The following is a 25,403-nucleotide window of genomic DNA, read 5'->3' on the forward strand; positions in this document are numbered from 1 at the left end:
AAACAGTGACAAAAACCGAAAAAAGATTATGCGCCGGGATAAAAGGGCTTCCCGATGGAGCTGGGCATATTGATGCGGATCCAGGTCGGGTTGCGCGAGATCAGCACCAGCACCACGATGGTGGCCAGGTAAGGCATCATGGTCAGGAACTGGCTGGGCACGTTCACGCCAATGCCCTGCAGGTGGAACTGCAGCATGGTGACGCCGCCGAACAGGTAGGCCCCCAGCAGCACCCGGGCCGGGCGCCAGGTGGCGAAGGTGGTGAGCGCCAGCGCGATCCAGCCCTTGCCGGCGATCATGCCCTCGACCCACAGCGGCGTGTAGATGGTGGACACGTAGGCGCCGGCCAGCCCACAGAGCGCGCCCCCGGCCATCACCGCCATGAGCCGGATGCGCCGCACCGGGTAGCCCAGCGCGTGGGCCGACTCGGGGCTCTCGCCCACGCTGCGCAGCACCAGACCGGCGCGCGTGCGGTAGAGGAACCAGATCAGCCCGAAGACGATGCCGACGCAGACGTAGACCATGGGGTGGTGGCGGAACAGCGCCGGCCCCAGCAGCGGGATGTCGCCCAGCAGGGGAATGTTGAACTGCATCTGCTCGGGCAGCTTTTCCTGCACGTAGCGGGTGCCCGCGAAGGCCGAGAAGCCCGCGCCGAACAGCGACAGCGCCAGCCCCGTGGCGTACTGGTTGGTGTTGAGCCAGATCACCAGGCCGCCGAAGATGGCCGCCAGCAAAGCCCCCGCCGCCATGCCCGCGGCAAAACCGGCCAGCGTGCTGCCGGTGTGCACCACGGTGGCGAAACCGGCCAGCGCGGCGCAGAGCATCATGCCCTCGGCACCCAGGTTGACGATGCCGGCCTTCTCGTTGATGAGCAGGCCCAGCGAAGCGATGGCCAGCACGGTGCCGGCGTTGAGCGACGAGGCGAAGAGCAGGGCAAGGGATTCCATATTCACTCCTGACCAGCCTGAACGGAACCAGACACCACTGGCGACTGAGCGCCGGCAACCGAACCCAGAGGCGCCGCAGAACCGGCTTGGCCGGTCTGCAGGCTCCGACCTCTGGAGGGGGTCGCGCGCAGCGCGGCGGGGATGTATCTGATCCGGTAGGCGATGAGCGTGTCACAGGCCAGCAGCGCGAACAGCAGCAGGCCCTGGAACACGCCGGTGATCGATTTCGGCAGGCCCAGGCGCGACTGCGCCAGCTCGCCGCCGATGTAGAACATGCTCATGAGGATGGCCGAGAACACGATGCCCACCGGGTGCAACCGCCCGACGAAGGCCACGATGATGGCAGCGAAACCGTAGCCCGCCGGCACGTAGGGCGTGAGCTGGCCGATCGGGCCGGCCACCTCCAGCGCACCGGCCAGGCCGGCCATGCCACCCGAGGTCAGCAGCGCGATCCACAGCGCCTTGCGCGAGGAAAAGCCGGCGTAGCGCGCCGCGGCCGGCGCCAGCCCGCCCACCAGCTGGCCGTAGCCCGCGTAGGTGCGGAACAGAAACACCCAGACCGCGCCCACGCCGGCCAGGGCCAGCAGCAGGCCGATGTTGACGCGCGAGCCCTGCATCAGCCTGGGGATCTGCGTGACGGCCTCGAAGGTCTTGGTCTGCGGGAAGTTGTAGCCCAGCGGGTCTTTCCAGGGGCCGTAGACCAGGAAGTTGAGCACCTGCACGGCCACGTAGACCAGCATCAGGCTGACCAGGATTTCGTTGGCGTTGAAGCGGTCGCGCAGCAGCGCGGTGATGCCGGCCCAGACCATGCCGCCGAGCACGCCGGCGGCGATGATGGCGGGCACGATCCAGGGGCCGGTGGTCTTGTCCGCCGTGAGCGCCACCCCGGCGGCGAAGATGGCGCCGATCAGGTACTGGCCCTCGGCCCCGATGTTCCACACGTTGGAGCGGAAACACACCGCCAGCCCGAGCGCGATGATCAACAAGGGCGTGGCCTTGACCATCAGCTCCGACAGCGCATAGCTGCTCTTGATGGGCTCCCAGAAAAACACCTGCAGGCCGCGCACCGGGTCCTTGCCGAGCACCGCGAACAGGACCACACCGATCACCACCGTGATGGCCAGCGCCAGCAGCGGCGAGGCGTAGCCCCAGCCCTTGGACGGCTGGGGACGGACTTCAAGCCGCAGCATGGGCGGTCTCCTCGTTCTTGTTGTTCGATGCGCCCTGGGCGTCCCACAGGCCCGACATCCACTCGCCGATGTGCTCGATGGTGGCCTCGGCGCGGTCCAGGCTGGGCGAGAGCCGCCCTTTGGCGATCACGTGCAGGCGGTCGCTGATCTCGAACAGCTCGTCGAGTTCTTCGCTCACCACCAGCACCGCGCAACCGGCGTCGCGCAGCGCCAGGATCTCACCACGAATCTGCGCCGACGCGCCCACGTCCACGCCCCAGGTGGGCTGGCTCACGATCAGCAGTTTGGGCTTGGCTTCGATCTCGCGGCCGACGATGAACTTCTGCAGGTTGCCGCCCGAGAGCGACTTGGCGGCCGCGTCCGGCCCGTTGGCCTTGACGTTGTAGCGCGCGATGATCCCGGCCGCCTGGGCCCTGAGCGCGCCGACCTTGATCCAGCCGCCCGCGCCCAGCGCGTCGCGCCGGGACAGCAGCAGGTTCTGCGCCAGCGAGAGCGTGGGCACGGCGCCGCGGCCCAGGCGCTCTTCGGGCACGAAATGCAAACCGAGCGCGCGGCGTTTGCCCGGCCCGTAGCGCGAGGCGTCCTTGCCGGCCACGCGGATGCTGCCCGGCGGCGCGCGCCGGTCTTCGCCCGAGAGGCAGACCAGCAGCTCGCTCTGGCCGTTGCCCGACACACCCGCGATGCCCACCACCTCGCCGGCCCGCACCGTTAGCGCGATGCCATTCAGGTCGGTGCCAAACGGGTCGTCGCTGGCCAGCGTGAGGCCGCTCACCTCCAGCACGGTGGCGCCGGCGTGGAGCGCGCGCACGTTCAGCGCCGGCGGCTCGGCGCCGATCATCAGGCGCGAGAGCGAGGCGTTGCTTTCCTCGCGCGGGTCGCACACCCCCGTGACCTGGCCGCCGCGCAGCACGGTGCAGGCGGTGCAGAGCTCGCGGATCTCGTGCAGCTTGTGGCTGATGTAGAGGATGCTGCAGCCCTCGGACGCGAGCTTGTTGAGCACCACAAACAGCTTCTCCACCGCTTGCGGCGTGAGCACCGAGGTCGGCTCGTCCAGGATCAACAGCTGCGGGCTGGTCAGCAGCGCGCGGATGATCTCCACCCGCTGCATCTCGCCCACGCTGAGCGTGTGCACCGGGCGCGAGGGGTCAATGTCCAGGCCGTATTCGGCCGCCTTGGCCGTGATGCTGGCGCTGACCTCGGGCAAGGTGAGCGACTTGTCGAGCCCCAGCCAGACGTTCTCCGCCACGGTCAGCGTGTCGAACAGGCTGAAGTGCTGGAACACCATGCTGATGCCCAGCGCCCGCGCCTCCTGCGGGTTGCGCACATGCACCGGCCGGCCGTTGAACATGACCGAGCCCTCGTCGGGCTTGACCGAACCGTAGATGATTTTCATCAGCGTGGACTTGCCCGCGCCGTTTTCGCCCAGCACCGCGTGCACCTCGCCGGGCGCAACGCTGAGCGAAACACCGTTGTTGGCCACCACGCCGGGGTAGCGCTTGGTGATGCCGGTGAGCTGGAGTCGGGGAGTGGTCACAGCGATCTCCTTTTGTTTTTGTACATGGGGTCGACATCGAGCGATCGGCTGTGGCCCGGGGCAGCCGCAGAACCGGCTTCGCCGGGCTGCTGGCTGCGCCCCCTGGAGGGAGTGGCACTGAAAGCGACGCGGGGGTGTTTCATATTCAAGCCGCCGCCACGTCGGACTCAAGCCGGCGCAGCGAGGCCGCCACGCTTTTGACCTGATCGCGCAGCCAGCGCCCGGCGGCCGAGTTGTGGGTGCGTTCGTGCCAGAGCTGGTAATACATCATGCGCGGGAACGGCACCGGGCACGGCAGCACCTGCACCGGCAGCACGCCGGTGTAGCGCTCGCAGTACTGGCGCCCGGTGGTCAGCACCAGCAGGCTGCCCGCCACCATGGCCGGGATGAGCCCGAAATGCGGGCAGCGCGCGGTGATGTTGCGCACCAGGCCCTGGCTGGCCAGGTGGTCGTCGATCACGCCGCGCGCGCCGGGGTGGGTGGGCGTGGGGGCGATGTGTTCGGCGCTCAGCCAGGCTTCCACGTCCCAGCCGCGGCGCACCGCCGGGTGCTGGTTGGACACCAGGCACACCACCTCGTCGCCGAACAACCGGCCCAGGTGCAAGTCGCCGGGGGGCAGCGGCCAGTTGCCGATGACCACGTCCACATCGCCCTGGGCCAGGTGGTTGCGGTAGTCGGAATCGGCCGAGAGCGGGTGGATCTCGATCGGGCAGTGCGGCGCCAGGCTCTTGATCTGCGTGACCAACTGGGGCAGGAACAGCGGGTCCAGGTAGTCGCTGGCGGCCAGGCTGAAGGTGTGGTGGGCGGTGGTGGGGTCGAAGCTGCGGGCGTCGGAAAACAGCACCTCGGCGCTGCGCAGGATGTCGGCCGCCGGTTCGATCATGCGCAGCCCGGCCACGGTGGGCACCATGCCGGAGCCCGAGCGCACCAAAAGCGGGTCGCCGGCGAGTTCGCGCAAGCGCTTGAGCGATGCGCTGACCGCCGGCTGGTACATGCCCAGGCGCAGCGCCGCGCGCGACACGCTGCGCTCGGTCAGCACGGTGTGCAGCACGCGGATCAGGTGCAGATCAATCTTGTCGAACATGGACACGTATTTCATACCCTGAGGCTATGCGTTTGAATGGCTGTTTTGGCATTCGGGCCATATGGCTGAGCATATGTTGTGCCATGGGGTGGGCGCTATGCTGGCGCGCATGATTTCCAGAAACTCCGCACAAACCCTGAGATTCGTCCGGCGCGGCCAGCCCGTGGCGGTGGGCAATGTAGCACCCGAGCGCACCCTGCTGGAGGTGCTGCGCGAAGACCTGCACCTCACCGCCACCAAGGAAGGCTGCGGCGAAGGGGACTGCGGCGCCTGCACCGTGGTGCTGGGCGAGGCGGTGGGCGACCAGCTGCGCTACCGAGCGGTCAACAGCTGCATCCGACTGGCCCATTCGGTGGACGGCATGGCGGTGTTCACCGCCGAAGACCTGGCCGCAGAAAACGGCGAGCTGCACCCGGCGCAGGAAGCCATGGTGCAGTGCCACGGCAGCCAATGCGGTTTCTGCACGCCGGGGTTCGTGATGAGCCTGTTCGGCATGTATCAGAACAGTGGTGGAGGACAAGGCATCACCCGAGAACAAGCCCAGGCCGATCTCTCGGGCAACCTCTGCCGCTGCACCGGCTACCGCCCCATCCTTGAGGCCGCTGAAAAAATGGGCGACCTGCCGCTGCCCGCCGGCTGTGGCGTGGACGAGGCGGCCACGCTGGCGGCGCTCAAGGCGCTGCAGTCCCGCCAGAACGGCGATGAAAACTACCTGCGCCCCACCACGCTGGCCGCGCTGCTGCAGCAACGGGCGAAGTTTCCCAAGGCCCAGGTCGTGGCCGGCTGCACCGACGTGGGCCTGTGGGTCACGAAACTGCACCAGCGTTTCGAGCGCGTGCTGGACGTGACGGCCGCGCGCGAACTGCAGCGCGTGGAAACCTACCCGCACCACATCGCCATCGGCGCGGCCGTCTCGCTGACCGATGCCTTTGCCGCGCTGGTGGCCGAACGCCCGCAGCTGCAGACCTTCAGCCAGCGCTTTGCCGGCCTGCCGGTGCGCAATGCCGGCACGCTGGGCGGCAACGTGGCCAACGGCTCGCCCATCGGCGACTCCATGCCGCTGTTGATCGCGCTGGGCGCCAGCGTGGTGCTGATGCGCTGGAAGAAGACCGCCACGGGCGGCGAGATCGCCCACCGCGAGCTGCGGCTGGAGGATCTGTACACCGGGTACCGCACGAACGTGATGCGGGCGGACGAACTGTTGTGCTGGATCAAGGTGCCGCGGCCGGGTGCACCCTCACCCCAACCCTTTCCCGCAAGCGGGAGAGGGAGCCAGACAATGCGATCCGCCAACGAAGGGAAGTCACCCCCTCTCCCGCTTGCGGGAGAGGGCGGGGGTGAGGGCAGAGAGTTCATGCGCGTCTACAAGATCAGCAAACGCTTCGACGACGACATCTCCGCCGTCTGCCTCGCCATCCAGATGACCCTGAAAGACGGCGTCGTGCAGCAAGTCTCCATCGGCGCGGGCGGCGTGGCCGCCACGCCGGCCCGCGCGCGCCAGACCGAAGCCGCCCTGCTCGGCCACCGCTGGAACGCCGACACCGTGATGGCGGCCACCGCCGCGCTGCGCGCCGAGTTCCAGCCCATCAGCGACATGCGCGCCAGCGCCGCCTACCGCCAGACCGTGCTGGGCAACCTGCTGCAGCGTTTCTGGCTGGAGAGCCAGGGCATGACGGCCATCAACCTCGACAGCCTGAACGCGGCAACGCTGGAGGCCCTGGCATGAACGCCCCCGATCTGAAACTCGTGATGCAGAAACCCAAGCCCGTCGAAGGACTCGCAAAGGCTTCGGCGGGCCTGGCCCGAACGGGATTGTCTGCAGCCGGTCAATCCAAATTCCACGAAAGCGCCCGCGCCCAGGTGGCTGGCGCCGCCACCTACATCGACGACATTCCCGAGGTGCGCGGCACGCTGCACGCGGCGCCGGTCTGCTCGCCCGTGGCCCACGGCATCCTGCGCAAGCTCGACACCTCCGCCGCGCTGGCCCTGCCCGGCGTGCGCGCGGTGATCGACGCGGGCGACATCCCCGGCGACACGACGCTGGCCGCCTTCGCGCACGACGAACCGGTGTTCGCGCTCGACACCGTGCTGTTCACCGGCCAGGTGATCGCGCTGGTGGTCGCCGACGACGTGATGACCGCGCGCCGCGCCGCGCGGCTCGTGAAGCTGGACATCGAGCCACTGCCCGCCGTGCTCAACGTGCACGAGGCGCACGCGCTGGAAAGCTATGTGTTGCCACCTGTGGAAGTGCGCCGGGGCGATGCGAAGGCCGCGCTCCGGCGCGCGCCGCACCAGCTCGAAGGCCGTTTCGAAGTCGGCGGTCAGGAACACTTCTACCTCGAAGGCCAGGTCGCCTACGTGCTGCCGCTGGAGCAGAACCAGTGGTGGGTCTACAGCAGCACCCAGCACCCCGGCGAGGTGCAGCACTGGGTGTCGCACGCCCTGGGGCTGCCGAACCATGCTGTCACGGTCGAATGCCGGCGCATGGGCGGCGGCTTCGGCGGCAAGGAAACACAGGCCGGCCACCTGGCCGTGTGGGCCGCCATCGCCGCGAACCAGCTGAAATGCCCGGTCAAGCTGCGGCTGGACCGCGACGACGATTTCATGATCACCGGCAAGCGCCACCCCTTCGCCTACCACTACCGCGTGGGCTTTGATCACAGCGGCCTGCTCTGCGGGCTGGAGCTGGAGATGCTGGTCAACTGCGGCTTCAGCGCCGACCTCTCCGGCCCGGTGGCCGACCGCGCCATCTTCCACGCCGACAACGCCTACTTCCTCGAAGACGTGGCCATCTCCAGCTACCGCTGCAAGACCAACACCCAGAGCCATACCGCCTTCCGCGGCTTCGGCGGCCCGCAGGGCGTGATCGTGATCGAGCGCATCCTGGGCGACATCGCGCGCACGCTGGGACTGGACCCGCTGGACGTGCGGCTGCGCAACCTGTACGGCATCACGGAGCGCAACGTCACGCACTACCAGATGAAGGTGGAAGACAACATCCTCGAACCGCTGATGACCCAGCTCGCCCTCACCAGCGGCTACCGCGAACGACGCGAACAGATCGAAGCCTTCAACGCGCAGAGCCCCGTCATCAAAAAAGGCCTGGCGCTCACGCCGGTGAAATTCGGCATCAGCTTCACCGCCACCCTGTTCAACCAGGCCGGTGCGCTGGTGCACGTCTACACCGATGGCAGCGTGATGGTGAACCACGGCGGCACCGAGATGGGCCAGGGCCTGAACACCAAGGTGGCGCAGATCGTGGCCGACGAACTCGGCGTGCCGTTCGAGCGCGTGCTCGCCACCGCCAGCGACACCAGCAAGGTGCCCAACGCCAGCGCCACCGCGGCCAGCAGCGGCACCGACCTGAACGGCCGCGCTGCGCAGTTCGCCGCGCGCCGCGTGCGCGACAACCTGGCCGCTTTCGTGGCCGGGCTCGACGGCTGCGGCGCAGGCGCGGTGCGCTTCGAAGGCGGCCAGGTCGTCACCGACAAGAGCACGCGCCGCTGGGAAGACGTGGTGGGCGCGGCCTACGCCAACCGCATCCAGCTCTGGAGCGACGGCTTCTACCGCACGCCCAAGATCCACTACGACAAGACCACCCTCACCGGCCGGCCGTTCTACTACTTTGCCTACGGTGCGGCGGTCAGCGAAGTCGCTATCGACACACTCACGGGCGAGTACCGCGTGCTGAAGGTGGACATCCTGCACGACGTCGGCCACAGCATCAACCCGGCCATCGACATCGGCCAGATCGAAGGCGGTTTCATCCAGGGCATGGGCTGGCTCACCACCGAACAACTGGTGTGGAACGGCAAAGGCTATCTGCAGACCCACGCCCCCAGCACCTACAAGATTCCCGCCACCGGCGACGTGCCCGCGCACTTCAGGATCGCGCTCTGGCCCGAAGCCAACCGCGAGGACAACGTGCACGGCAGCAAGGCCGTGGGCGAGCCCCCGCTCATGCTGGCCATCAGCGTGTACGAGGCGCTGCGCGACGCGGTGGCGCAGGCGGGCGGCGATGCGCTGCTGGTGAACGCGCCGGCCACGGCCGAAGAGGTGTTGCGCGCGCTTAGCTGAGACACCCCCCTGCGCCGCTGCGCGTCTTCCCCCCTCTCCTGCGGGAGGGGGAACGCAGCCTGTGGCCTGGCAAAGCCAGTTCCACGGCTGCCCTGAAGGGGCCTATGCGGCGCTGTGGGCCTACCTCAAGCCGTGTTTTTTGATCTTGTCCACCAGCGTGGTCTTGGGCACGTTCAGGGCCTTGGCGGTCTGGCCCACGTTGCCGGCGTGCCGCTGCAGGGCATCGGCGATCAGGCTGCGCTCGAACTGCTCCACCGTTTCGGTCAGCGTGGGCTGCGCCTCGCCCCCGGAGCCATCGGGCGCCGGTCCGTGCGGTGACACCCACTGCGGGCCAACGCCCAGCACCAGCGCATCGGCCACGTTGCGCAGCTCGCGCACGTTGCCGGGCCAGTCCCGCGCCATGAGCTGGCGCAGCTGGGCCTGGGGAATCGTCGGCTGGGGGCGACCATAGCGGCTGGCCGCCAGCAGCATGAAATGCTCCAGCAGCATGGGGATGTCATCTCGGCGCTCGCGCAGGGGCGGCAGCTCGATGTTGACCACGTTCAGCCGGTACACCAGGTCGGCGCGGAAGCTGCCCTGCTGGGCCCGGGCCAGCAGATCGTCCTTGGTCGCGGCGACCACGCGCACGTCCACCGGCTGGCTCTGGTTGGAGCCCAGGCGTTCGAGGCTGCGCTCCTGCAGCACCCGCAGCAGCTTCACCTGCACACCCATCGGCATGCTTTCGAGTTCGTCCAGAAACAGGGTGCCGCCGTGGGCGTGTTCGATGCGCCCGATGCGGCGCTTCTGAGCGCCGGTGAAGGCCCCCGCCTCGTGGCCAAACAGCTCGCTGTCCAGCAGCGAGTCGGGCAGGCCACCGCAGTTCAGCGCCACGTAGGGTGCCTTGCTGCGCCGCGAATGCTCGTGCAGGGCGCGGGCCACCACTTCCTTGCCGGTGCCCGTCTCGCCGCGGATGAGCACGTCCACCGGCGAATCCGCCACCTCCATCACCAGTTGGCGCACGCGGCGGATGGCGGGGGAATGGCCCACCAGCTGGCCTTCCAGGCCTTCGCTCAGCGACAGCGCGCGGCGCAGGTTCGCCACCTCCAGCGTCAGGCGGCGCTTCTCCAGCGCGCGCTGCACCACCTCCACCAGCTGCTCGGGCGAGAAGGGCTTGGGGATGAAGTCGTAGGCGCCGCTGCGCATGGCCTGGACGGCCAGGTTCACGTCGCCGTGGCCGGTGATCATGATCACCGGCAGGTCGGGGTCGATGTCGCGCGCCTCGCAGATCACCGACAGGCCGTCGGCCCCAGGCAGGCGCATGTCGGTCACGATCACGCCGGCAAGCCCGGGGCTGATGTGGGGCAACACGGCCTCGGCCGAATCGAAGGCGCGCACCGGGATGTCGGCCAGTTGCAGCGCCTGCACGCAGCCCAGCTGCACGGCGGCATCGTCTTCCACCAAAAGGACGGTCAGGGCGCGGTTCATGGGGTCACAGGGGTTTTCGGGTGCATGGAAGCTTGCCAGAGGGGCACGGTGAGCGTGAAACAGGCACCGCCACCGGGGACGTTGTGCGCCTGCAGTTCACCCTGGAATTCTGCGGCAATGTCGCGGCAGATCACCAGGCCCAGCCCAAGGCCGGCGCCACTGGCCTTGGTGGTGTAGAAAGGCTGGAACAGGTGCGCCAGGTCGGTCTCGCTCAGGCCCTTGCCGCTGTCCTGCACATGGATCGCCAGCGCGGGCGGCTGCGCCGCCGGCAGCGGTTCGGCCGTGATCTGCAGCCGCTTGTGCGGCGCGTCGCGCAGGGCATCGAGCGCGTTCCCGATCAGGTTGATCAGCACCTGCTCCAGCCGGTTGGCGTCGCACCACACCGTCCACTGCCCGGGCTGGCAGCGGTTGTCGACCTCCACCTTTTCGTGGCGCAGGCGCAGCTGGAACAGGAACAGCGCCTGCTCCACCACGCGGCCCGCGTCGGTCGCCTCGGGGCAGGCGGTCGACTTGCGCGAAAAGCTCTTGAGCGGGTCGATGATGCGCGCCATCTGCTCCACCAGCCGGGCCATGATCGAGAGGTTGTCCTGCGCCGCGGCGGCGTTGCCCCGCCGCAGGAATTCGGCCGCGTTGCCCGACAGGGTGCGGATCGCGCCCAGCGGCTGCGTGAGCTCGTGGGTGATGCTGGCGGCGAGCTGGCCCAGCACGGCCATCTTGCCCGCGTGCACCAGGCCGTCCTGCGCCGCACGCAGGGTCTTTTCGGTCTGCTCGCGCTCGGCAACCTCTTTGCGCAGCAGGGTGTTGGCGTCGGTGAGTTCCTGCGTCCTTCGACCCACCTCCTGCTCCAGCTCGGCGTTGGCCTGTTCGAGCAGGCGTTTGGCGCCCAGCTTCTGGCGCTCGATGCGCTGGCGCTGCGCCCAGAAGAGCGCCAGCAGGATCAGGAAGGCCACGGACACGGCGCCGCCCACGCCGTCCAGCAAGGCCTGGTGCCGCACCGACGCCAGGCTGGTGAAGATCAGCACCCGCCAGTCCATGCCGTCCAGCGAACGCCCCAGGACCATGAAGTCCGCCCGGTTGCGCGCCTGGCCCAGCGCCGCCGACACCTTGGCCTCGTCGCCGCGCAGCAGGCCCTGCACCTCTTGCGTGTCCTCGTCCACCGAGAGTTCCACCTTCAACGGGAACAGGGGCAGGCGCAGGGCGCCGTAGGTCTGGGCCAATTGCAAGTCCACCCGGCGCTCGGTGGGCAAGGGTGCTAGCGAGGTGTACCGCCACGCGGGCTGGGACGACAGGATCACCACCTGGTTGGCGTCGGCCACCAGCGCGGGCGCACCCAGCATCGGCCAGGTCTGTTCCAGCGCGTCCAGTCCGATCTTGATGGCCGCCACCCCCACCACCCGGGGGCCGTCGTAAATGGGGTGCGACGCGAAATAGCCCGCATACCCACCGCTGCCGATGGCGAAGTGGCGCGTCGAGCGCCCGGCCAGGGCCTCCAGAAAGTACGGGCGGTACGAAACATCTTCGCCGCGCAGGCTGTCGTCGCGCTGCACCGCGTTGCTGGAGGCCCGCACCACACCGCGCACGTCCAGCACAAACACCGCCAGGCTGCCCAGGTGGGCATTGAGGCGGGACAGGTAGTCGTTGGCGGCGTCGGCGTGCGCGGCGCTGGGCGTCTGCAGCAGCCGCACCACCACGGGGTTGAGCTGGATGGTCGCCGGCACCGGCTCCAGGCGCCGCACACGGGCCTCCACCACCGAGGCAAACAGATCGAGCCGGCCGTTGGACGCGGCCTTCAGGCTGCTCGCGCCCTGGGCAAAGCTGCGCTCATAGACCGCATAGCCCGACGCGGCAACGAGGGCCAGGGCCACCAGCGCCAGCAGCGCGCGCCGCAGGGCCACCCCGGGCCGGCGGCGCGGCGGGGGTGGAGGCGGACCGAACGGCTGTGCTGGGTGGATGACGACCTCAAAAAGAAAGGCTCATACGGCTTTGCATTCAAAGTGAGAACAAGGCGCGAAGCCGCAGACAGTGCTATAGCACGGCAAGGCTTCAGCAACGCAGTTATCGCTTTGAAGGCAAACCGGTATCAGTGGGCCAGGATTTTTGAGAGGAAATCCTTGGCCCGGGGCGAACGCGCGTCCGGGTTTCCGAAGAACGCATCGCGCGGGCAATCTTCGACGATTTTGCCGGCATCCATGAAGATCACGCGGTGGCTGACCTTCTTGGCAAAACCCATCTCGTGCGTCACCACCATCATGGTCATGCCCTCCTGGGCGAGCTTGACCATCACGTCCAGCACCTCGCCCACCATCTCGGGGTCGAGCGCCGAGGTCGGCTCGTCAAACAGCATCACGATCGGGTCCATGCTCAGCGCGCGCGCAATCGCCACGCGCTGCTGCTGGCCACCCGAGAGTTGGCCGGGGAACTTGTCCTTGTGGGCCATCAGGCCGACGCGGTCGAGCATCTTCAGGCCGCGGGCCTTCGCATCGTCGGTGCTGCGGCCCAGCACCTTGATCTGCGCCAGCGTCAGGTTCTCGGTCACCGACAGGTGCGGGAACAGCTCGAAATGCTGGAACACCATGCCCACGCGGCTGCGCAGCTTGGGCAGGTTGGTCTTGGGGTCGGCGATCGAGATGCCGTCGACCACGATGTCGCCCTTCTGGAAGGGCTCCAGCGCGTTGACGGTCTTGATCAGCGTGGACTTGCCCGAGCCCGACGGGCCGCAGACCACCACCACCTCACCCTTCTGGATGGAGGTGGTGCAGTCGGTCAGCACCTGGAAGCTGCCGTACCACTTGGAAACGTTCTTGATGTCGATCATGGTTGTGCTCCTGATCCTCAGCGGATGATGGCGATCTTCTTCTGCAGGCGACGCACCAGCATCGACAGCGAGAAACAAATGACGAAATAGACGACGGCGGCCACGAGGTAGGTCTCCACCGGCCGGTTGAAGTTCTTGCCCGCCACCTCGAAGCCCTTGAGCAGGTCGTAGGCCCCGATGGCGTAGACCAGCGAGGTGTCCTGGAACAGGATGATGGTCTGGGTCATCAGCACCGGCAGCATGTTGCGGAAGGCCTGCGGCAGCACGATCAGTTGCATGGTCTGGCCATAGGTCATGCCCACCGCGTAACCGGCGTTGACCTGGCCCTTGGGCACGCTCTGGATGCCCGCGCGCATGATCTCGGAGTAGTAGGCCGCCTCGAACACCGTGAAGGTGATGATGGCCGAGAGCTCCGCGCCCATGGGCCGCCCGATCAGCAGCGGGATCAGCAGGAAGAACCACAGGATCACCATCACCAGCGGGATGGAGCGCAGCGTGTTCACGTAGAACGCGGCCGGCATCACCAGCCACTTCTTGCCCGACAGACGCATGAGCGCGAGCACCGTGCCCAGCGCGATGCCACCGAGCATCGCCACCAGCGTGAGCTGTACCGAAAAGATCAGCCCCTTGAGCACGAAGCTCGAAAAGACCGACCAGTCGAGGAAAGCGAAATCGAGATTCATGTCAATGCCCTCCGATCATGCCGGGCACCTGGACCTTGTTTTCGATGAACAGGGCGATGCGGTTGATGACGAAGGCCGAGACGAAGTACAGCCCGGTCACGGCCAGGTAGACCTCGACACCGCGCGAGGTTTCTTCCTGCGCCTGCATGGCGAACATGGTGAGTTCGGCGATGGACACCGCGAACGCCACCGAGGAGTTCTTGATGATGTTCATGCTCTCGCTGGTCAGCGGCGGGATGACGATGCGAAACGCCATCGGCAGCAGCACGTAGCGGTAGGTCTGCGTCAGCGTCAGGCCCATGGCCAGCCCGGCGTAGCGCTGGCCCTTGGGCAGGCTCTGGATGCCGGCGCGCACCTGCTCGGCGATGCGCGCCGAGGTGAAGAAGCCCAGCGCGAACACCACCAGAATGAAGCTGGGCACCTGCTGGAGCGGCGGGATCAGCGCCGGCAGCACGTGGTACCACAGGAACACCTGCACCAGCAGCGGAATGTTGCGGAACAGCTCGGTCCACACGTTGCCGATCACCACCAGCGCCCTGCTGGGCGTGGTGCGGAAGATGCCCATGACCGAGCCCACCACCAGCGCCACCACCAGGGCCAGCACGGCGACGCTCAGCGTCCAGCCCCAGGCCGACAGCAGCCAGTCCAGGTAGGTGATGTCGCCGCCCTGGCCAAAACAGCTGGGGCGCACCTCGCCGTCGATGGTGTCCTTGCAGAACACCTGCCAATCCCATGTGCTCATGGAGATTTCCCTCAATAAAAAGAAGCCGCCCGGTCTTCACCGGGGGCAGCGACCCGCAAAGCAGCGGAGCGTGAAAGCCAAAGGGCCAGCCGCCGGGCCGCCCCAAGGCAGGCCCAGCGCCCCCTCGGGGGGCAGCGACCCGCGCAGCGGCGGAGCGTGGGGGCCTTACTTCTTGACGGCGTAATCTTCCATCGGCTTGTCGTTCGGGGTGGCCCAGGCCGCCTTGGTGTTTTCGTTGGCAACCATGCCGACCTTGGTGTTGGCCGGGGGAATGGGCTGCTCGAACCACTTGGTCCACAGCTTGGCCACTTCGCCCGACTTCATCATGGCCTTGACGCTGTCGTCCACGGCCTTCTTGAAGGCGGCGTCGTCCTTGGGGATCATGATGGCGATGGGCTCGACCGACAGCACTTCACCGACGATCTTGAAGTCGGCCGGGTTCTTGGCCTTGGCGATGTTGCCGGCCAGGATGGCGCCGTCCATCACAAAGGCGTCGGCACGGCCGCTCTCCAGCAGCAGGAAGCTGTCGGCGTGGTCCTTGCCGTAGACCTGCTCGAAGTCCACGCCGGTGGCGCGCTCGTTCTTGCGCAGGGTCTGCACGGAGGTGGTGCCGGTGGTGGTGGCGACCTTCTTGCCGTTGAGCTGGGCCACGGAGGTGATACCGGAATTGGCCTTCACCGCGATGCGCACTTCTTCCACGAACGTGGTCACGGCGAAGGAAACGTCCTTCTGGCGCGCGGCGTTGTTGGTGGTGGAGCCGCATTCGATGTCCACCGTGCCGTTCTGCACCAGGGGGATGCGGTTCTGCGAGGTCACCGGCTGGTACTTGATGTCCAGCTTGGCCAGGCCGAGCTGCTTCTGGATGTCGCCCAGCACCTTCTGGCAGATTTCCACGTGGTAGCCCACGAACTTGCCGTCGCCCAGCGTGTAGGACAGGGCACCCGAGCTTTCACGCACGCCCATCGTCACAGAGCCACTGTCCTTGATCTTCTTCAGGGTGTCGGCGGATTGCGCCAGGGCAGCCGAGCTGGCCAGCATGGCGGCCACGACAAACAACGATTTCTTCATAAAGATGCACCTGTTCTGGTTGGTGGGTTGGAGGAAAAGAAAAAGATATTCAGCCGGGAACCTGGTCTGTGGGGTACTTCCAGAAGTCCTTCAGCAGGTAGTTCATGGGCAGGTTCAAGGGCCGGTTGGCCGGTGGGATCGGCTGGTTGAACCAGCGGTCGTAAATGGCGTGTGCCTCTCTGGACTGGATCAGCCGCTTCATCTCGTCATCGACCAGTTTCTTGAACTGCGGGTCGTTCTTCGGCAGCATGATGGCCAGCGGCTCGATGGTCAGGAACTTGCCGACCACCTTGAATCGGCTGGGGTCGGGCCGCCCCGCGGCCAAGCCGTAGAGCAGCACGTCGTCCATCACGAAACCATCGGCCTGGCCCTGCTCCACCATCTCGACCGCGCGCGAATGGTCATCGACCTCCAGGACCGTGATGCCCAGCAGGTATTCGCTGTTGGCGCGGGTCACGGCCTTGAGCGGCGTCGTGCCCTTGGTGGAGACCACTTTCTGCCCCCGGAAGTCGCGCACCACCTGCACCGCGCTGTCCGCGCGCACCAGGTAGCGTGCGCCGGTGATGTAGTGCGGCACGGTGAAGGCCACCTTCTGGCGGCGCTCGGCGTTGTTGGTGGTCGAGCCGCACTCCAGGTCGGCCTGGCCCTCTTCCACCACCGCGATGCGGTTCGCCGGCGTGACCTGCACGAACCGGTGGGCCAAGGTGCCCAGCGCCAGCTTCTGGCGCACGGCTTCGGCGAGCTTCAGACACAGATCGATCGAATAACCCACCGGCTTTCCGCCGGCGTCGAGGAACGAGAACGGCACCGACGACTCGCGGTGCGCCAGCACGATGACGCCCTCTTTCTGGATGCGATCGAGCACCGGACCGGCCCCCACCCACAGCGGCGCGCAAGCCAGGGCCGCGGCCCAGAAAAAACGGTTCAGACAGGCCATGGTGATCACCCCAACGGTTGATCGGTCGGCGACCGATACAGCTCCAGCAACGCGTCCGGCGGTGGCCAGTTCAGGTTCAGCCCCTTGGGCGGAATCGGGCTCTGGAACCAGCGGCGGTAGATTTTCAGGGCCTCGCCCGAGCGCATCAGGCGCGTGAGGCTGCGGTCCACCACCGCCTTGAAGGCGGGGTCGTCCTTGCGCAGCATGCAGGCGTACACCTCGGCCGCCATGGGCTGGCCGACCACGCGCCAGTCTTCGGGCTTGTCCGCCTTGGCGCGCAGCCCGTAGAGCACGGCGTCGTCCATCAGAAACGCCACGGCCCGCCCGCTCTGCAGCTGCGCGAACGCCTCGCCATGGTCTTTGGCCGTGACGATATCGACGTTCAGACCGGTGGACTCGCTGTGCAGCATGAGCTGGCGCTCGCTCGTGGTGCCGGCGGTGACCAGCACGCGCCGCCCGCTCAGATCGGCCAGGCCGGAGACACCCGAGTCCACCCGGGTGAGCAGGCGCGAACTGGTCTGGAAGATGGAGACCGAAAACGCCACATGGCGCGCCCGCTCGCGGTTGTGTGTGGTGGAGCCACACTCCAGGTCCACCGAGCCGTTTTGCACCAGGGGAATGCGGTTCTGGGAGGTCACCGGCACCAGCTTGACCGCCAGCGCGGGCAGTTTGAGCTCCTTCTTGATGCTGTCCGTCACCGCCAGCATCAGGTCGTGCGAATAGCCCACCACCTGGCGGCGATCGTCGTAGTACGAGAACGGCACCGACGACTCGCGGTGCCCCAGGTTGATCGTGGCCGTCTGGGAAATCTTCTGCAGCGTGGTCAGCACGGGCGCCTGGGCCTGCGCGTTCAGGGCGCAACACAGCAGCAGAAGGGAGGGCAGCAAGCGGGTCATGGTCATGGTGTGGCTTGCGGGCTTTAGCGCAAGCGCCATGCCAGTCGGTACAAACCCTAGGACCCGGACTTAAAAAGGGCAAAAAGCCGCGGAATTCGGGCGCCAGGGGCCCCTGCGAAGCGCCGGAGCGAACGGAAATCCGTTTCCCCAGCGACACCCAAAAACGGATTTCCGACCGCCACCGCAGCCGTGGCCACGCGGCCCCGCTTCGTCAGACCCGCGACGGGGAGCCCGGAAGCACCTGGCCGGTTTCGAGCAGGGTCTTGAGGTTCGAGAGCACCTTCGGCCAGCCGCCCGACACGCCCGCGAGCATCTCGGGATCGCGCTCCAGGTCGGTGTGGGTGACGGTCAGCCGCACGAGCCCGTCCGTGTGCAGTTCGATGTCGAACGCCACCCGCGAGTGTTTCGACGCGTCCTCGGCGTCCGTCGGCCGGGCCCAGGTGTAGACGAGCCGGCGCGGCGCACGGCTCTCGATCACCGTACCGACGATGCGGGCCTCGCCCGAGCCGTCCATGGGCTGGTGCTCCCAGCGCGAGCCGGGCTGCCAGTCCGACACGTTCACATAGCCCGGGCAATCCGTGCTCAGACCGCACCAGTACTGGCGCATCACGTCGGTGTCCACCAGGGCCTGCCACACCTTCTCGGGCGTGGTCGCGATGTAGGTCACGTACACGAAGTCAGGTTTTGTCATGTCCATCCCCTTCCAGTTTCGTCTTGAGATCGTGCAGGGCACCCAGGCGGGCGCGCTCGAATTTTCCAATCCAGCGCTCGTGAATCTCGTGCAGCGGCACGGGGTTCAGGTAGTGCAGCTTTTCCCGGCCCTGCCAGACAACGGCGACAAGGTTGGCCGCTTCGAGCTGCTGCAGGTGCTGCGTCACGGCCTGGCGGGTCATGTCCATGTGCTCACACAGGGCCGAGAGCGTCTGGCCATTGTCCTGGTGCAGCAGATCCAGCAGGCGCCTGCGGCCCGGGTCGGCCAGCGCTTTGAAGACTTTATCGATGTCCGACAACCGGGTTGACAAAATAGGTTCACCACAAGGAACGCGCACCGTGGGTCAAGGAGGCAGACCCCGGCGCCGCGAACGATGATATGCGTTCGGCGGTGCCGCGGGGCCTGGCCAGCGCGGGCGCGGGTGCCGGGTTGGCGGTGCATCAGTCCTTGTCGTGGAGCCGGACGTCGTGGGGGTTGGGCGCGCCCTTGCCGGTTTCCAGCAGCGACTTCAGGCTCACCATGTAGACCGCCCACTTGGTGGTGCAGTGGTACATGAATTCCACCGGCTCCTTCCAGCCCTGGTGTTTGAGGAGCACGACGCAGTAGTCGCCCTCCTGCCGCAGGTCCCAGCTGACCGTGGTGCCGATCCAGTCTTCGGGGCCATCGACCACCTGCCACAGCACCCGCTTGGCGGGCTGGAGTTCCAGGACCTTCATGTGGATGGAGCCGAGCTCGGCGCCATCGGACGTGAAGCGAAAAGCGATCACGCTGCCCACCTTGCCCTCCCCTTGCGTGTGGGTCGTCCACCAGCCGGCCAGGCCTTCGCGCGTGCTCAACGCTTTGTAGACCTCATCCGGGGACGATTTGATGCCGACTCTGTTCAGGATATCCACCATGACTGCTCCTTGCGGGTTGGTTGAAAACACGGCGTGCGGGGCGGTGGCGGCTGTGCCGATGCCCCAGACACGGAGCAGATAATATGCAAGTAAATACTTGCATGTCAAACGGCACCGCAAAACCCTGCTGCCAGGCATCTCAAAAATCGAAGGTGCTGCGCGGGATCGCTTGTGTGATGTAAGTGGCGCGGCCGGTGCCGGCCCAGGTGGGCAGGCGGCTCACCGGGTGGCCGCGGTGGACCTCGCCGGCGTAGCCTTGCGCTGTTGCAGAGCCTCGGCCAGCTCACGGTCGTGGCCGTAGATGTCGGGGTAGAAATGCAGGCGCCCCTGTTTCACCAGCGCCGTGCCATAGGTGATCAGCACCGGCACCGGTGTGGCCAGCCGCACGGTCTGCAAGCGGCCCGCGGCCATGGCTTCGCGCACACGCTGCTCCGTCCACTGGGGCATGTCCTGCAGCACGAACAGGGCCAGCTCCACCGGACGCTCGACGCGCACACAACCGTGGCTGAAGTCGCGGCGGCCCTTGCCAAAGAGCTGGGCCGCGGGCGTGTGGTGCAGGTAGATGTTGTCGCGGTTCGGGAAAGAGAACTTGACCGCGCCGAGCGCATTCTTCGGCCCGGGGCGCTGGCGTATGCGGGCACGACCCGCCATCACCTCGGCCAATACGTCCGGGGTGACCTCGGTGCCGATGCGTCCGTCGGCCAACACAAATTCCATCTCCTCGCGCGCCAGGTAGGCGGGGTCGCGCCGGAGCTTGGGAACGGTTTCGCTGCGCGCGATCGACGGCGGCACGTTCCAGTAGGGACTGAACTCGATGCTGCGCATTTCCTCTCCGAACACGGGCGTGCGCGTATCCAGGGCCTTGCCCACGATGATCTTCATGGTCTGGTGGATGACGATGCGGCCCTCGCGGATCTCGTAGGCCCGCAGCACGAACTCCGGGATGTTGACCACGATCATGCGCTGTGCCTCGGTCAGCGGCGTCCAGCGCAGCCGCTCCAGATTGAGCGCGATCTGCTGCGCACGCTCGCCCGGCGTCACCCGCAGCGCGGCCAACGTGTCCTTGCCGACCACACCGTCCACCTCCAACCCATGGTGCTCCTGGAACCGCTGGACCGCTTCCACCCACACGCCTTCGTAGACCGCCGGCAGCGGCTCGTCGGCGGCCAGGTCGCCCAGCAGTCGCAGCCGTTCGGCCAGCAAGGCCATGCCGGCCCAGGTCTGACCGGGCTCCAGCTTGCCGGGTCGGCCCGGTTTCTGACGGGCCGGGCGCGGCAACGGGGGCAGTTCCTGCTGCCAGGCGGGGTGGTCCGCCAGCGCCCGCATGCGGGCCAGGGCCTGGCGCAGCGCTTCGTACTGCGACAAGCGTGGCGCGGCCTCGCGCACCAGATCGGCCAGCCGTCCGGCCTGTAGGCCCTCGCGCAGCCGTGCCGCCGGGTCAAAGCCATCGCGCGGTGGCGGATCGAAATGGTGACCGATCTGGCGTGGGTCCAGCCGGCCCTGGTGCAGGTCGCTCAGATAGCGCTGCATGGCCCCGCTGAGCGCCTGCGCCAGCCGCTCCTGGGCCTGGTCATCCAGCGCAGGCTCCAGGGCCGCTTCGGCCACCTGCCGGCCCAGCGCATCGACGCCGTAGTCTTCGGCCACCAGCCCATGACCGGGCGCATCGGCCAGCAGCTCCACCGCCTGCCAGGCCTGGGGCCTGGGCCGGCCCGCGTCGAACCACAACGGCGCCTCGGACGCCCAGGCAACACCCGTGGCCAGCCCCAGCGCGAGCGCCAGGCTGCGCAGGGAGTGCAAGAAGGTGGGCAGGGTGGGCATGCTGTCATGCGCCGGGGCGGGCGTTGAACGTTGGACCCACAAAGTCTAAAGGTGGCCGGCCCAGGTGGGATGCAAGCGGGTGTCAGAGGTTCAACGGCCGGTCGCTATCGGACGGGCTCCTTGAGGTCGTGGGCGCTTTCGGCAGCAGCTTGTACCGGCCACATCGGGTCCATCAGCACACGGACCAACTCGGTGTCTGCGGGCAAAGCCCAGGGTTCATCCACGCCCAGACCCCCGGGCGCTTCGCCTGGGCGGTACACATAGGTGCCAAACAACCGATCCCACATCGGCAACACGGCAGCGTAGTTGCCCTGCACACCCACGGCGTGGTGCCAGCGGTGCAGTTCGGTGCCCACGAGCAGGTGATTGAAAACGCCCACCCGACTGTCCACGTTGAAGTGAGACACCAGGCCCTGCACGCCTGTGACCACATTGGCGACGAACAGCGCCTCAACCGAAACCCCCAGCAACCAGGGGGGAACCGTCAATATCAGACGCACCATGACGGTGTTGAACGGATGCGCCACAGCGTGCATCAACACATAGACCTGCTGAGGCAGATGGTGCGCCGCATGCACACGCCAGAGCCAACGGCCCAGTGGTCCTTTGCCTTCGTGGCTCGCGCGGTGCAGCGCGTACCACAGACCATCGGTGACGCACAGCGACAGCAAGGCCGCCGGCAACACCGGTAAGTCCGACAACCACGCGGTCGGTTGCAACCAACCCATGTTCAGCACAGCCCACGACGCGGCCACATTGCCCGCCCCCATGGTGGCCGCCCCGAGGGCCATGAACGGAAGATCACGCTTCAGGAAAAGACGTGTGGTCATCTGCCAGCGTTTTTGCATCGGCCAGAACGTCTCCAGCAGCACAAGCGCCAACACCAACGCGGCAATGAACATGCCATGCATGGCACCCAACTCCCCCTTGGGAAGCATCAACTGGTGCGTGAGATAGGCGATGGTCACCACGGCGATGCAGGGGTAGGCCAGGTAGCGGATGAGCACGCGAATCATGTGGAAACTCCGGTGAAAATGGCATCAGGCAAATACTGGACACCCTGTCCAGTTACGACCATTGAGGCCACAATCCTGATCAGAAAAGCCACCCAGCGCTCGCACAGCTCACGGCACGGGCGTCAAGTTATGAACAACACCGGGGGATGTGTGCAGAAACCAGCGGCCAACGCCAAGCCAAAGCCCAGATCGCCATCTGGCATAAGGACCCTCGCGGCGCCTGCCGCCAAAACGCAAGCGCCTCGCGCAGACCGCCGCGTGCACCGCACGCGCAGGGCCTTGCGCGACGCCCTGTTGGCCCTGCTGCCCGAAGTCGGTTGGGACCACATCGACGTGGCCACGCTCTGCGAACGCGCCGACATCGGACGGTCCACGTTCTACCTTCACTACACCGACAAGACCGCGCTGCTGCGCGGAGCCTTCAGCGACCTGCAGGAACACCTGCTCTCCCATCTGGATACAAAGGACGAAGCCGCAAGCCCTTTCCCGTTTCTACCAGGCCTGCTGAACCATGTGCACGAACAGCAAGAGGTGTTCAGGGCCTTGCTCGGCCGCCGTTCCAGCCACGCCGTACAAGCGCACTTCCAGGACCTGCTGGTCTCGTTGTTCAGCCCGCCCAAGCCGCCGCGCGGCAGCAGAAAAGCGCCCCTGGCCAACGCCCGCGCCGACATGCTGGCGGGCAGCCTGTTTCACCTGCTCGTCTGGTGGCTGGGCAGCGCCAGACCCCATTCACCCAGCGAGGTGGAGGCGATGTTCCTGGCGTTTTCCGTATGCGACACGCAGGCGACCGCGCCTTCGGCGTGAGGCTCTCGCGCCCACCCAGCGCCTCAGCGCGACGGCCCCCACACCGGCGCCAACAAGTCCCCCGACACCAGCGCGGTGAGCAGCCGCGGCACGCCGGGCAAGCGGGTGGAAGGCGCCAGCAGGTGGTCGCGCAGCAGTGGCAAGGCCCGGCTGCCGGACTGGTACATCGGCGTGAACAGTGCGCTCATCCACTGGTACATGCGCACATGCCAGCGGCGCATGGCCGCGTAGCGCGGCAAGGCCTCGTCCAGCGGGTACCGCTGCAAGGCATTGAACAGGGCCCAGGCATCGAGCAGGGCCATGTTGGCGCCCTGCCCCAGTTGCGGGCTGGCGCGGTGCGCTGCGTCGCCAATGAACACCAGGCCGGGGAAGTGGGGTTGTCGCAAGGTGCCGTGCGCATAACGCGCCGGCGTCATCTGACCCACCTCGGTGATCTGCTCCACGAAAGGCGCCATCTCGGGCCACAGAGAAACCGCCTCGGCGCGCCAGGCGTCCAACGGCGTTTGCCCCCACGCGCTCAAAGCATCGGCGGGCATGGACCAGAACACCGCCGCCCGATGCACATCGCCCTCATGCATCTGCCCCACAGGCAGCACGCCCACCATGCGACTGGCCGCGCGGTAACGCTGACGCAGCTCGTCCATGGGCAAGCGGGCATGCGCCGGCCAAGCAACCGTTCCCCAAATGGCCCCGTAGCTCAGCGGCCGAGCCTGCAACGGCGACAGGCAGGAGCCTGCGCCGCTGGCGTCCACCACCAGGTCCACGTCATCCACCGTCTGCTGGTCCGCCAGACGCAAGCTGCGGCGACCTCCCACCCAGGGCGCCGAACGAATCTCTGCACCGGTACGCACCGTGACGCCCGCCGCCTGGGCGGCCCGCCACAACACCCCGAACAGGGCAGAACGGTGCATGGCCAGGCCGGGAGCGTGCGGCCGGTAAGACACATCCAGCACCGAACGGCCGCTGCCCAGATGCCCCTGCATGCGCGCAATGGGTGCCCCAAGCGCACGCGCCGCATCGCCCACTCCAAGCCGGTCCAGCACCGCGAGACCGACCGGCTAGATCACCAGCCCCGAGCCCACAGGCCGGGGCTGCTCGAAGCGCTCCCAAAGACACACCTGGTGCCCCGCTCGCACCGCCAGACTGGCCAAGGCCAACCCGCCGATCCCGGCCCCCACGACTGCTATTTTCATGATCGCCTCACCGTTGGAGACTCAGACGCTCACTGACCCAGCGACGCCTCGCTGCTGGAGTCGATGCTGGCGATCTCCCGGCCGTTGAACGTGCGCCGCACCACCGTGGTGGTATCGGCCACCTCGGTGATGGCGGGCAGGCCCCGCATGCGAACCGTGGTGGACTGCCGCAGCTTGACCGTGGCCGACAGCCAGGGGAAGCCGGAGGGCTCGATGCTGACCAGTTCCATGTTGTTGTTCACCGATGCATTGGTCGCCCGGAAGGCCGCGCTGGCGTCCTTCAGGTACTCGCACAGTTCCTCCTTGCCGCCCACAAACTGTGACTCTCCCCGGGCGGTCTGCGAACGCAGGTCGACCTTGAGATCGGCCGCATAGGCGTCGCACATCCCATCCTCGCCTCGCAGCATCATCTGGTCCTGCGTCTGCATCCAGCTCATCATGCTCGGCGCAGAAAAGACAAAGCGGCTGTGTCCATAGAACGCAGCCGCCAGCACACCGAGCCAAAACAGTTTTCTCATGTCCTCTTCCCCTTTTTGAAACCGCCTCAACCCGGGCGGCCGCGCATTGTCGCAGAGCAAAAAGGCGGGCCGCCCACGTGCACGGTCAACGGGGAAACTGGCCCTCGCTGCGAGACGTCATCTCGGCGATCTGCAGCGACCGGACGGTGCGCCGCAAGACGTAGGTGGTTTCACCCACCTCGTTCAGCGTGCGCAGGCCCGGCAGCGTGAAGGTGGTGATTTGCCGCACCTTGACCTTGGCCGTCATCCAGGGGAAATCGGAGCGTTCCAGGCTGACCAGCTCGGTGCGGGTGTCGATGGCCGGCTTGAGCACCCGGACGTGGGCGTTGGAGGCCCGGACGTAATCGCACACATAGTTCTTGCCGCCATCCACCTGCCATTCCCCCTTCGGGTGACCCGCGCGGATGTTCACGTTCACATCAAAAGCGAAGTCGTCACAGACGCCCTCCTTCATCGCGAACACCGCCTGTTCGTGCGCCTCGATCCACCCGAGCGCCCGGCTCTTCGACAGCGCCCACTCGCTGTGTCCATAAAAAACCGCGACCAACCCGCCGAGCCACAACAATCGCTTCATCGTTCCTCCCTCTGGTGATACCGCCTCCGACCCGGGCGGCCGCATATTCTCTTCGACGATCAACGCCGGGGGGCATGCTGGTGGTGCACTGGCAGCCCGATCCGAGCGGAATGTGTATGGGGGAAAAAGCGCCCGTCTGGACCCCCAGGCCACAGATGGAGTCCACCAGGCGCCCAACCCCGCCGCCCACAGGGCATTCCATCCACACACCGGGCCCGCGCCGCTATACTGCGCCTTGCTCCGGGGTGCACGGACCGAAAGGTCCAGCGCTGAGATGGTTGAAAAACCGAACCCGTGAACTTGATCTGGCTAGTACCAGCGAAAGAAGAGCGCAGCCCCCAGGGCCTGCATCCCCGGCCCGTCCCTCGCGCGACGGGTCCGTCCACGCCACCAGTGGGCCCGGGTGCATGTTTTGACGGGCGGTCTCCGGAGCAT

24 protein-coding genes and 1 riboswitch are annotated in these 25,403 nt (G+C 67.0%); of the genes, 3 read left to right on the plus strand and 21 right to left on the minus strand.

The genetic code is table 11. The annotated features are described in order from the left end of the window. Window positions 1–26: 26 nt before the first annotated feature. The 4 genes from AC07YZ_RS13015 to AC07YZ_RS13030 all read right to left on the minus strand — a co-directional run bounded on the left by AC07YZ_RS13015 (window position 27) and on the right by AC07YZ_RS13030 (window position 4,770). Window positions 27–947 carry an ABC transporter permease gene (locus tag AC07YZ_RS13015; protein WP_494795043.1) on the minus strand — a complete coding sequence of 307 codons (921 nt, stop codon included), beginning with the start codon at window positions 945–947 and terminating at the stop codon, window positions 27–29. Between the two features lie 2 nt (window positions 948–949). Beyond that, entirely contained in the window at window positions 950–2,137 is a 1,188-nt protein-coding gene (locus AC07YZ_RS13020) for an ABC transporter permease (protein ID WP_226492045.1), read from the minus strand. Next, on the minus strand, window positions 2,124–3,671 hold the full coding sequence (locus tag AC07YZ_RS13025; RefSeq protein WP_494795044.1) for an ABC transporter ATP-binding protein: 1,548 nt from the start codon (window positions 3,669–3,671) through the stop codon (window positions 2,124–2,126). Before AC07YZ_RS13025 ends, AC07YZ_RS13020 begins: the two co-directional genes overlap by 14 nt. 145 nt (window positions 3,672–3,816) lie before the next feature. After that, complete coding sequence (locus tag AC07YZ_RS13030) at window positions 3,817–4,770, minus strand: LysR family transcriptional regulator (protein WP_494795045.1); 954 nt, start codon at window positions 4,768–4,770, stop codon at window positions 3,817–3,819. Window positions 4,771–4,864: 94 nt separating this feature from the next. Here AC07YZ_RS13030 and AC07YZ_RS13035 point away from each other — a divergent pair, with 94 nt between their 5' ends. Both AC07YZ_RS13035 and xdhB read left to right on the plus strand, forming a co-directional pair. Continuing rightward, on the plus strand, window positions 4,865–6,481 hold the full coding sequence (locus AC07YZ_RS13035) for a xanthine dehydrogenase small subunit (RefSeq protein ID WP_494795046.1): 1,617 nt from the start codon (window positions 4,865–4,867) through the stop codon (window positions 6,479–6,481). Further along, window positions 6,478–8,832, plus strand: a complete 2,355-nt coding sequence (xdhB, locus tag AC07YZ_RS13040; protein ID WP_494795047.1) for a xanthine dehydrogenase molybdopterin binding subunit — start codon at window positions 6,478–6,480, stop codon at window positions 8,830–8,832. The genes AC07YZ_RS13035 and xdhB overlap by 4 nt, the downstream gene beginning before the upstream one ends. 120 nt (window positions 8,833–8,952) lie before the next feature. Here xdhB and AC07YZ_RS13045 read toward each other — a convergent pair whose 3' ends face one another. From AC07YZ_RS13045 to AC07YZ_RS13105, 13 genes are all read right to left on the minus strand, one after another. Continuing rightward, entirely contained in the window at window positions 8,953–10,296 is a 1,344-nt protein-coding gene (locus tag AC07YZ_RS13045) for a sigma-54-dependent transcriptional regulator (RefSeq protein ID WP_494795048.1), read from the minus strand. Further along, complete coding sequence (locus tag AC07YZ_RS13050) at window positions 10,293–12,191, minus strand: sensor histidine kinase (RefSeq protein WP_226492038.1); 1,899 nt, start codon at window positions 12,189–12,191, stop codon at window positions 10,293–10,295. The genes AC07YZ_RS13045 and AC07YZ_RS13050 overlap by 4 nt, the downstream gene beginning before the upstream one ends. A 185-nt stretch (window positions 12,192–12,376) precedes the next feature. Then, a complete protein-coding gene (locus tag AC07YZ_RS13055) occupies window positions 12,377–13,111 on the minus strand; it encodes an amino acid ABC transporter ATP-binding protein (protein ID WP_494795049.1) in 735 nt (244 codons plus the stop codon). A 17-nt stretch (window positions 13,112–13,128) separates the two neighbouring features. Then, window positions 13,129–13,794: an amino acid ABC transporter permease gene (locus tag AC07YZ_RS13060; RefSeq protein ID WP_226492036.1), complete on the minus strand. Its 666-nt coding sequence runs from the start codon at window positions 13,792–13,794 to the stop codon at window positions 13,129–13,131. 1 nt (window position 13,795) lies between these two features. Then, window positions 13,796–14,536, minus strand: a complete 741-nt coding sequence (locus tag AC07YZ_RS13065; protein WP_494795050.1) for an amino acid ABC transporter permease — start codon at window positions 14,534–14,536, stop codon at window positions 13,796–13,798. Window positions 14,537–14,701: 165 nt separating this feature from the next. Further along, the gene (locus AC07YZ_RS13070) at window positions 14,702–15,604 is read right to left on the minus strand and encodes an amino acid ABC transporter substrate-binding protein (RefSeq protein ID WP_226492034.1); all 903 of its coding nucleotides are present in this window, start codon (window positions 15,602–15,604) and stop codon (window positions 14,702–14,704) included. 49 nt (window positions 15,605–15,653) lie between these two features. Continuing rightward, on the minus strand, window positions 15,654–16,541 hold the full coding sequence (locus tag AC07YZ_RS13075) for an amino acid ABC transporter substrate-binding protein (protein WP_494795051.1): 888 nt from the start codon (window positions 16,539–16,541) through the stop codon (window positions 15,654–15,656). A 5-nt stretch (window positions 16,542–16,546) separates the two neighbouring features. Further along, window positions 16,547–17,437, minus strand: coding sequence for a transporter substrate-binding domain-containing protein (locus tag AC07YZ_RS13080; protein ID WP_494795177.1), 891 nt, complete (start codon window positions 17,435–17,437; stop codon window positions 16,547–16,549). A gap of 211 nt (window positions 17,438–17,648) precedes the next feature. Further along, window positions 17,649–18,128 (minus strand): SRPBCC family protein, encoded by a 480-nt coding sequence (locus AC07YZ_RS13085; protein WP_226492031.1) that lies wholly within the window; start codon window positions 18,126–18,128, stop codon window positions 17,649–17,651. Further along, window positions 18,115–18,459 carry an ArsR/SmtB family transcription factor gene (locus tag AC07YZ_RS13090; RefSeq protein WP_226492030.1) on the minus strand — a complete coding sequence of 115 codons (345 nt, stop codon included), beginning with the start codon at window positions 18,457–18,459 and terminating at the stop codon, window positions 18,115–18,117. Before AC07YZ_RS13090 ends, AC07YZ_RS13085 begins: the two co-directional genes overlap by 14 nt. A gap of 130 nt (window positions 18,460–18,589) precedes the next feature. Next, window positions 18,590–19,045, minus strand: coding sequence for an SRPBCC family protein (locus AC07YZ_RS13095; RefSeq protein ID WP_494795052.1), 456 nt, complete (start codon window positions 19,043–19,045; stop codon window positions 18,590–18,592). A gap of 219 nt (window positions 19,046–19,264) precedes the next feature. Next, window positions 19,265–20,863 carry a L,D-transpeptidase family protein gene (locus AC07YZ_RS13100; protein WP_494795053.1) on the minus strand — a complete coding sequence of 533 codons (1,599 nt, stop codon included), beginning with the start codon at window positions 20,861–20,863 and terminating at the stop codon, window positions 19,265–19,267. A 104-nt stretch (window positions 20,864–20,967) separates the two neighbouring features. Then, window positions 20,968–21,879, minus strand: coding sequence for a sterol desaturase family protein (locus tag AC07YZ_RS13105; RefSeq protein ID WP_494795054.1), 912 nt, complete (start codon window positions 21,877–21,879; stop codon window positions 20,968–20,970). Window positions 21,880–22,137: 258 nt separating this feature from the next. Here AC07YZ_RS13105 and AC07YZ_RS13110 point away from each other — a divergent pair, with 258 nt between their 5' ends. After that, window positions 22,138–22,683, plus strand: coding sequence for a TetR/AcrR family transcriptional regulator (locus AC07YZ_RS13110; protein WP_494795055.1), 546 nt, complete (start codon window positions 22,138–22,140; stop codon window positions 22,681–22,683). Between the two features lie 23 nt (window positions 22,684–22,706). Here the strand turns inward: AC07YZ_RS13110 and AC07YZ_RS13115 are convergent, their stop codons facing one another. From AC07YZ_RS13115 to AC07YZ_RS13130, 4 genes are all read right to left on the minus strand, one after another. Next, window positions 22,707–23,726: an FAD-dependent oxidoreductase gene (locus AC07YZ_RS13115; protein ID WP_494795056.1), complete on the minus strand. Its 1,020-nt coding sequence runs from the start codon at window positions 23,724–23,726 to the stop codon at window positions 22,707–22,709. A gap of 15 nt (window positions 23,727–23,741) precedes the next feature. Next, entirely contained in the window at window positions 23,742–23,876 is a 135-nt protein-coding gene (locus AC07YZ_RS13120) for an NAD(P)-binding protein (protein WP_494795057.1), read from the minus strand. Between the two features lie 29 nt (window positions 23,877–23,905). Beyond that, complete coding sequence (locus tag AC07YZ_RS13125; RefSeq protein WP_494795058.1) at window positions 23,906–24,394, minus strand: hypothetical protein; 489 nt, start codon at window positions 24,392–24,394, stop codon at window positions 23,906–23,908. An 85-nt stretch (window positions 24,395–24,479) separates the two neighbouring features. Further along, window positions 24,480–24,968, minus strand: coding sequence for a hypothetical protein (locus tag AC07YZ_RS13130; RefSeq protein WP_494795059.1), 489 nt, complete (start codon window positions 24,966–24,968; stop codon window positions 24,480–24,482). A 231-nt stretch (window positions 24,969–25,199) separates the two neighbouring features. Beyond that, a riboswitch (TPP riboswitch) is annotated at window positions 25,200–25,312 on the plus strand. Window positions 25,313–25,403: the final 91 nt, after the last annotated feature.

It is taken from the genome of Hydrogenophaga sp. GW101-3F08 (genome assembly GCF_059424585.1).